Annotated in this window: 5 protein-coding genes and 1 pseudogene; 5 read left to right on the top strand and 1 reads right to left on the bottom strand. The window is 72.7% G+C overall.

Annotation, left to right across the window (positions count from 1 at the left end; translation table 11 throughout):
- Window positions 1-28: 28 nt before the first annotated feature.
- On the bottom strand, window positions 29-2,008 hold the full coding sequence (locus GA0115233_RS27120) for an elongation factor G (RefSeq protein ID WP_093722930.1): 1,980 nt from the start codon (window positions 2,006-2,008) through the stop codon (window positions 29-31).
- Between the two features lie 240 nt (window positions 2,009-2,248).
- Here GA0115233_RS27120 and GA0115233_RS27125 point away from each other — a divergent pair, with 240 nt between their 5' ends.
- The 5 genes and pseudogenes from GA0115233_RS27125 to GA0115233_RS41895 all read left to right on the top strand — a co-directional run.
- Window positions 2,249-2,719 (top strand): (2Fe-2S)-binding protein, encoded by a 471-nt coding sequence (locus tag GA0115233_RS27125; protein ID WP_093722931.1) that lies wholly within the window; start codon window positions 2,249-2,251, stop codon window positions 2,717-2,719.
- Window positions 2,716-5,085 carry a xanthine dehydrogenase family protein molybdopterin-binding subunit gene (locus tag GA0115233_RS27130; protein WP_093722932.1) on the top strand — a complete coding sequence of 790 codons (2,370 nt, stop codon included), beginning with the start codon at window positions 2,716-2,718 and terminating at the stop codon, window positions 5,083-5,085. The genes GA0115233_RS27125 and GA0115233_RS27130 overlap by 4 nt, the downstream gene beginning before the upstream one ends.
- Entirely contained in the window at window positions 5,082-5,936 is an 855-nt protein-coding gene (locus tag GA0115233_RS27135) for an FAD binding domain-containing protein (protein ID WP_093722933.1), read from the top strand. The genes GA0115233_RS27130 and GA0115233_RS27135 overlap by 4 nt, the downstream gene beginning before the upstream one ends.
- Before the next feature lie 6 nt (window positions 5,937-5,942).
- Window positions 5,943-6,827: an AAA family ATPase gene (locus GA0115233_RS27140; protein ID WP_313895914.1), complete on the top strand. Its 885-nt coding sequence runs from the start codon at window positions 5,943-5,945 to the stop codon at window positions 6,825-6,827.
- 5 nt (window positions 6,828-6,832) lie between these two features.
- Window positions 6,833-7,284: pseudogene (locus GA0115233_RS41895) on the top strand (hypothetical protein); the annotation flags it as partial.

Raw genomic sequence — 7,284 nt, forward strand, 5'->3', positions numbered from 1 at the left:
CAGTTCTGACTCTCAAGTAAGTTGATTCTCAGTCAGATCGCCCGGCCGTCCGGCGTGTCACATTGAGCAGGTACTCCTTCCGGTTCAGCGGGTTGTGGTCGGTGCGCGCGCGTTCCGGCACGCTCCCCCGGGTCACCGGCGCGTAGTGGTCGAAGGCGCTCTCCAGTTCGCCCTCGCCGCGGGTGAGCCCCGGCAACCGCTGCTCCAGTGCGTGCACCCGGGCGGCGGGCACCGCGCCCTCCAGGACGCAGCTCTCGCCGCGGGTCTCGGTGGCGCCCGGTACCGCGCCGAGCCCGGCCAGCACCGGGAGCAGGGCGCCCAGGGTGTCGGCCGGGGCCTCGATGCGGAAGCGGTGCATCGGCTCGTACACCTGGGTGCCCGCCCGGCGCAGCGCCTCGGTCAGGACGAGCGGGGTGAGTCCCCGGAAGTCGTAGCCGGTGCTGGACATGCTCTTGTCGAAGCCCTGGTGGGCGTGGCTCTGCCGGGGCGAGTAGCCGGAGTGGGTCATCGTCACCGCGCAGTCGGGCACCGGCCAGCCGTGCGGGCCCTGGCCGAGGGTCTCGCCGACGGTGTCCTCGACGGCCTTGAAGAAGGCGTACGGCATGGAGCCCAGCTCCACCTCCAGCGCGAAGGTGACGCCGGCGCCCACGGGGGCGGGTTCGACGCGCAGGCCGACCGTGGCCAGGAAGGGGTTGGGGTCCTTGCCGTTGAACTCGACGGCGGCGCCGGTACCGGTCAGGCGCTCCACGCACAGGGGTGTCGTCTCCCGGAAGGTGACGTGCAGGCCGTACTCGTCGGCGAGGGTGGCCTGGACGACCTCCTTCTGGACCTCGCCGTACAGGGAGACGGAGATCTCCCGGCGGACCTCGTCGTGGCGCAGGCCGATCAGCGGGTCCTGCTCGGCGAGCTGGGTGAGCGCGGTGTGCAGGGCCCCGGGGTGGGTGCCGGGCCCGGGGACGACGACCGTCTCCAGGGTGGGCGGTGCGAAGAAGTGGCTCTCCGTCTTGCGGGGGCGGCCGAGCGGGTCGCCGATCCGGATGTCGGCGAGACCCCACAGCTTGGCGATCCGGCCCGCCGGGACGGCCTCGCGGCGGATGTCGCAGCCGTGCTCGAAGACGCTGACGGCGGTGACCTTGCCCTCTGCTCCGGCGTCCCCGAACCGCACCGGGGTGCGGACCCGGAGGGTGCCGGCGTAGATCCGCGCGTACGCGGTCTTCTCCCCCGCCGGTCCCCGTTCGACCTTGAAGACCGCGCCCGAGAGAGGGCCGTCCGGGTCGCCCTCGGCGGCGGGCAGCAGGTCCCGGATGCCGCCGATCAGTGCGTCCACGCCCGCGCCGGTGACGGCCGAGCCGAAGTACACCGGATGGACCAGGCACTGGCGGGTCTGCCGGACCAGGGCGGCGTGGAGGCGGTCCGGTGTGACGGCGTTCTCGACATACGCGGTGAGCAGGCCGTCGTCGTGGTCGGCGAGCACGTCCAGGGCCGCCGGTTCCGGTCCCGGCCGGAACGCGGCCTCGCGGGTACCGAGGCCGGCCGTACGGCCCATGGGCGCGACCGGGGCGCCCAGGCGGCGGGCGATGTCCCGCAGGAGGTCCTGCTCACGTGCGCCGCGCCGGTCGATCTTGTTGACGAAGACCAGGGTGGGGATGCGCAGCCGACGCAGGGTCCGCATCAGGACCCGGGTCTGCGCCTGCACGCCTTCGACGGCGGAGACGACGAGCACGGCGCCGTCGAGGACCCCGAGCACCCGCTCGACCTCGGCGATGAAGTCCGGGTGGCCGGGGGTGTCGATGAGGTTGACCGTCACGTCGTCGACCGGGAAGGAGACGACGGCGGACTTGATGGTGATCCCGCGCCGGCGCTCCAGCGCGAGGGTGTCGGTCCGGGTGGTCCCGGCGTCGACGCTGCCGATCTCGTCGGTGATGCCGACCGCGTGCAGCAGCCGCTCGGTCAGGCTGGTCTTACCGGCGTCGACATGGGCGAGGATTCCGAGGTTGAGCAACGGCACGAAGCGTCATGTCCTTGGTCGAGGGGGTCGTTCCTACCTGGGGGGACATGAACGCAGGGCGCATGGAGGCTCCTCGTCGTGGTCGCGTCGGATCCCGTGCAGTGCACCAGGACCGGCCTCGCACCAGCAATGGATTAATCCTCAACAAAACCGCTGCCGCGCACCTCGCCCCGTTCTGCGCGGCGTCATAGAGTGACCTACATCACGTCCGGCCCGACGATCTCCCTCTCTGGAGGGCCCATGACCCACATCACGGTGAAGGTGGACGGCACGACGTACGAGGACAAGGTGGAGCCCCGGCTCCTGCTGGTCCACTACCTTCGCGACCGGCTCGGCCTGACCGGCACCCCGGTCGGCTGCGACACCTCCAACTGCGGCGCCTGCACGGTCGACCTCGACGGCACCAGCGTCAAGAGCTGCTCGGTGCTGGCGGTCCAGGCGGACGGCGGCGAGGTCACCACGGTGCAGGGACTCGCCCCGGACGGCGAGCTGACCCGGCTCCAGCGCGCCTTCCACGAGGGCCACGCCCTGCAGTGCGGCTACTGCACCCCCGGCATGATCATGGCGGCCCGTGACCTGCTGCGGGAGAACCCGCACCCCACCGCCGAAGAGGTACGGCTGGGCCTGGAGGGCAACCTCTGCCGCTGCACCGGCTACCAGAACATCGTGCGGGCCGTACTGGCCGCCTCCGAACAGGAGGTGACGGCATGACCGAGACCGTGGCACGCGAGGTCGGCCGCGCCCGGCCCCGCAAGGAGGACGCCCACCTGCTGACCGGGCAGACCTCCTGGACCGACAACATCACAGCGAGCGGGCTGCTCCACATCGCCCTGCTCCGCAGCCCGATGGCGCACGCCCGCCTCACCCGCGTGGACGTCTCCCCCGCCCTGGAGCGCCCCGGCGTCGTCGCCGCGTTCAGCGGGGCGGACCTCGCCGACGGGCTGTCCTCGATGCCGTGCGTCTGGCCGGTCACCGAGGACATCGTGATGCCCGACCATCCGCCGCTCGCGGTGGACGAGGTGCGCCACGCGGGCGACCCGGTCGCGGTCGTCGTGGCCCGGGACCGGTACGCCGCGGCCGACGCCCTGGAGGCGATCGAGGTCGACTACGACCCGCTGCCCCCGGTCCTCGACCTGGAGTCGGCCCTCGCCGACGGCTCCCCGCTGGTCCACTCCGACAAGGGCACCAACCGCTGCTACACCTGGCCGCTGAAGACCGGCGAGGACTTCGACGCGGTGCGCGCCCGCGCCGAAGTCTCCGTCAGGCGCCGCTACCACCAGCAGCGGCTCATCCCCAACGCCATGGAGCCGAGGGCGGTCGTGGTCACGCCGGTCGCCGCGTCCGGCGAGTACACGCTGTACTCCTCCACGCAGATCCCGCACATCCTGCGCGTCCTGCTGGCCATGGTCACCGGCATCCCCGAGCACAAGCTGCGGGTGATCGCCCCGGACGTGGGCGGCGGCTTCGGCTCCAAGCTCCAGGTGTACGCAGAGGAGGCCCTCGCCCTCGCCGTCGCGCGCCGCCTGGGCCGCCCGGTGAAGTGGACGGAGTCCCGCTCCGAGGGCTTCCTCACCACCCACCACGGGCGCGGCATGATCCAGGACATCGAGATCGCCGCGAAGAGCGACGGCACGCTCCTCGGGCTGAAGGTCGACCTGCTCGCCGACATGGGCGCCTACCTGATGCTGATCACCCCGGGCATCCCGCTCCTCGGCGCATTCATGTACCCGGGGATCTACAAGATGGACGCCTACGACTTCACCTGCACGGGCGTCTTCACCAACCGCACCCCGACCGACGCCTACCGGGGCGCCGGACGCCCCGAGGCCACCTTCGCCATCGAGCGGACCATGGACGAACTGGCCGCCGAACTCGGCATGGACCCGGTGGAGCTGCGGCGCCGCAACTGGATCCGGCACGAGGAGTTCCCGTACACCGCGATCGCGGGACTCACCTACGACAGCGGCAACTACGAGGCGGCCACCGCCCGCGCGCTGGAGCTGTTCGACTACGACAAGCTCCGCGCCGAGCAGGCCGACCGCAACGCACGCGGCGACACCGTACGGCTCGGCATCGGCGTGTCGACGTACACCGAGATGTGCGGGCTCGCGCCCAGCCGCATCCTCCGGGACCTGCGGTACGCGGCCGGCGGCTGGGAGGCGGCGACCGTACGGGTGCTGCCCACCGGCAAGGTCGAGGTGGTCACCGGCACCAGCCCGCACGGGCAGGGACACGTGACCTGCTGGAGCCAGATCGCCGCCGACGTGCTCGGCGTGCCCTTCGAGGACGTCGAAGTGGTGCACGGCGACACCAAGGCCGCCCCGCAGGGCATGGACACCTACGGCTCCCGTTCGCTGGTCGTGGGCGGTCTCGCCGTCCACCACGCGGCCAACAAGGTGGTCGACAAGGCCCGCAAGGTGGCCGCGCACCTGCTGGAGGCGAGTGAGCAGGACCTGGAGTTCACGGGCGGCGTCTTCTCCGTGAAGGGCTCCCCCGAGGCCCGCAGGACCCTCCAGGAGATCGCCTTCGAGACCTTCTCCTCGCACGACCTGCCCGACGGCATGGAACCCACCATCAACGCCGAGCACGTCCTCGACCCGGACACCTTCAGCTACCCGCACGGCACCCACCTGTGCGCGGTGGAGGTGGACACCGAGACCGGGCAGAGCAGGATCAGGTCGTACGTCTCGGTCGACGACGTCGGCAAGGTGATCAACCCGATGATCGTCGAGGGACAGGTGCACGGCGGACTCGCCCAGGGCATCGCGCAGGCCCTGTTCGAGGAGGCCGTCTACGACGACGAGGGCAATCTGCTCTCCGGCACGATGGCCGACTACCTGGTCCCGTCGGCGGCGGACCTGCCCGAGTTCGTCACCGACCGCACGGAGACCCCGGCCACCTCCAACGCCCTCGGCGTCAAGGGGGTCGGCGAGGCGGGCACCATCGCCTCGACGCCCGCCGTGGTCAACGCGATCGTGGACGCGCTGCGTCCGCTCGGCGTCCAGGACGTCCCCATGCCCTGCACGCCCGAACGCGTCTGGCGTGCCCTGCGCTCGGCACAGGAGGCCCGGTCATGATCCCTCCCGCGTTCGACTACGCCCGCCCCGGCAGCATCGAGGAGGCGGTGCGCGCGCTCGCCGACGGCGGCGAGGACGCCAAGGTGCTGGCGGGCGGGCAGAGCCTGCTGCCACTGCTGCGGATGCGGCTCGCCTTCCCGGAACTGGTCGTGGACGTCGGCCGGGTGCCCGGTCTGAGCGGGGTCCGCGAGGACGGCGACACCCTGGTGATCGGCGCGATGACCACCCACCACGACGTGATCCACGATCCGCTGGTGCGCCGGCACGCCGGTCTGCTGGCCGCCGCCACGGCGACGGTCGCCGATCCCGCCGTACGGCATCGCGGCACCCTCGGCGGGTCCCTCGCGCACGCCGATCCGGCCGGTGACCTGCCCGCGGTGGTGCTCGCGCTGGACGCGGAGCTGGTGGCGCAGGGGCCGGGCGGCCGGCGGGTGATCCCGGCGCGGGAGTTCTTCGTGGACTACCTGCAGTCGGCGCTCGCCCCGGACGAGCTGCTGACCGAGGTACGGGTGCCCAAGGCGGACGGCTGGGGCTTCCACTACGAGAAGTTCCACCGGGTGGCCCAGTCGTGGGCGATCGTCGGCGTGGCCGCGCTGGTGCGGCGGGACGACGGACACATCGCCGAGGCACGGGTCGCGCTGACCAACATGGGCGCCACCCCGCTGCGCGCCCACGCGGCCGAGGAGGCGCTGGCCGGTGCCGGGGACGCGGAGGCGGTGGCGCGGGCGGCCCAGGAGGCGGCCGACGGCACCCACCCGGCCCAGGACACCAGTGCCTCGCCCGAGTACCGGGCGCATCTGGCGCGGGTGCTGACCGGGCGCGCGGTGCTCACCGCCGCCGGAATGGGGTGAGCCGCGATCACCGGGATCGACGGTCCGGAACAGGTGCGGGCCCGTCTGGAGACGACCGGATACCTCGTCGACGACGGGCTCGCCGTCGCCTGTTTCCTGGCGCTGCGGCTGCACCGGCCGCTGTTCTGCGAGGGCGACGCGGGCGTCGGCAAGACGGCGCTCGCCTCCGCCCTCGCCGAGGCCCTCGGCGCGCCGCTGATCCGGCTCCAGTGCCACGAGGGCATCGATGCCTCGCAGGCGCTGTACGACTGGGACTTCCCGCGCCAGCTGCTGCACCTGCGGGCCGCGGAGGCCGCCGGGGTGACCGACGCGGACCGCCTTGAGGGCGAGCTGTACGACAGGCGCTTCCTGATCGCCCGGCCGCTGCTGCGGGCGCTGCAGACCAGTCCGTCGGTGCTGCTGATCGACGAGATCGACCGGGCGGACGACGAGTTCGAGGCGTTCCTGCTGGAGCTGCTGTCGGAGTTCTCGGTGACGATTCCGGAGCTGGGCACCCTGCGCGCCGAGGAGCCACCGGTGGTGGTCCTCACCTCCAACCGCACCCGCGAGGTCCACGACGCCCTCAAACGCCGCTGCCTCTACCACTGGTTCGACCACCCCGACTTCGCCCGCGAACTGGCCGTCGTGCGCCGCCGGTTGCCGCACGTCTCCGCCCGCCTCGCGGAACAGGTCACGGCCCTGACCCAGGCCCTGCGCGAGCACGACCTGCTCAAGCCGCCCGGGGTCGCCGAGACGATCGACTGGGCCGAGGCCCTGGACGCGCTCGGCGCGAAGGAGGCGGACCCGGACCTGGCCCTGGCGACCCTGGGCTCGGTCCTGAAGTACCGGGAGGACGCGGAGCGTGCGCGGGCGCTGGACTTCGCGGCGGTACTGGCGAGCAGGGGGGTGTGAGGGCCGTGTTCCCCGCCGACGCCGCGGACTTCGGTCTCGCCCGTGCCGGAGGCCAGCGGGACGGCCCGTCGGAGCGGCCGGACGCAGGTCCTCCCCAGCGGGGCGAACGGCACGGCCCCGGACCGGCACGCGATCACGACCACGCCGCCCGCAGCCCGAAGGATGTGAGGGCCGTGTTCCCCGCCGACGCCGCGCTCCTCGGCTTCGCCCGCGCGCTGCGGGCGGCCGGGGTCGAGGCCGGGAGCGAGCGGGTGCACGCCTTCCTGTCGGCGGTGGACGTGCTGGGGCCCGAGCGGCGGGCGGACGTGTACTGGGCGGGACGGCTGACGCTGTGCGGCGAGCGGGACGATCTGGAGCGCTACGACCGGGTGTTCGGCGCCTTCTTCGACGGTGCCGCGGCCCCGCCCCGGCGACCGGCGCCCGTACGCCGCGTGGCGCGGGCCCGGCTGATCGCGCG

The organism is Streptomyces sp. DI166, assembly GCF_900091315.1.
Lineage (GTDB): Bacteria > Actinomycetota > Actinomycetes > Streptomycetales > Streptomycetaceae > Streptomyces > Streptomyces fuscus.

Coding starts and splice junctions, on each gene's coding strand:
- GA0115233_RS27125 (WP_093722931.1), top strand. CDS start 2,249: ATGACCCACATCACGGTGAAGGTGGACGGCACGACGTACGAGGACAAG.
- GA0115233_RS27135 (WP_093722933.1), top strand. CDS start 5,082: ATGATCCCTCCCGCGTTCGACTACGCCCGCCCCGGCAGCATCGAGGAG.
- GA0115233_RS27130 (WP_093722932.1), top strand. CDS start 2,716: ATGACCGAGACCGTGGCACGCGAGGTCGGCCGCGCCCGGCCCCGCAAG.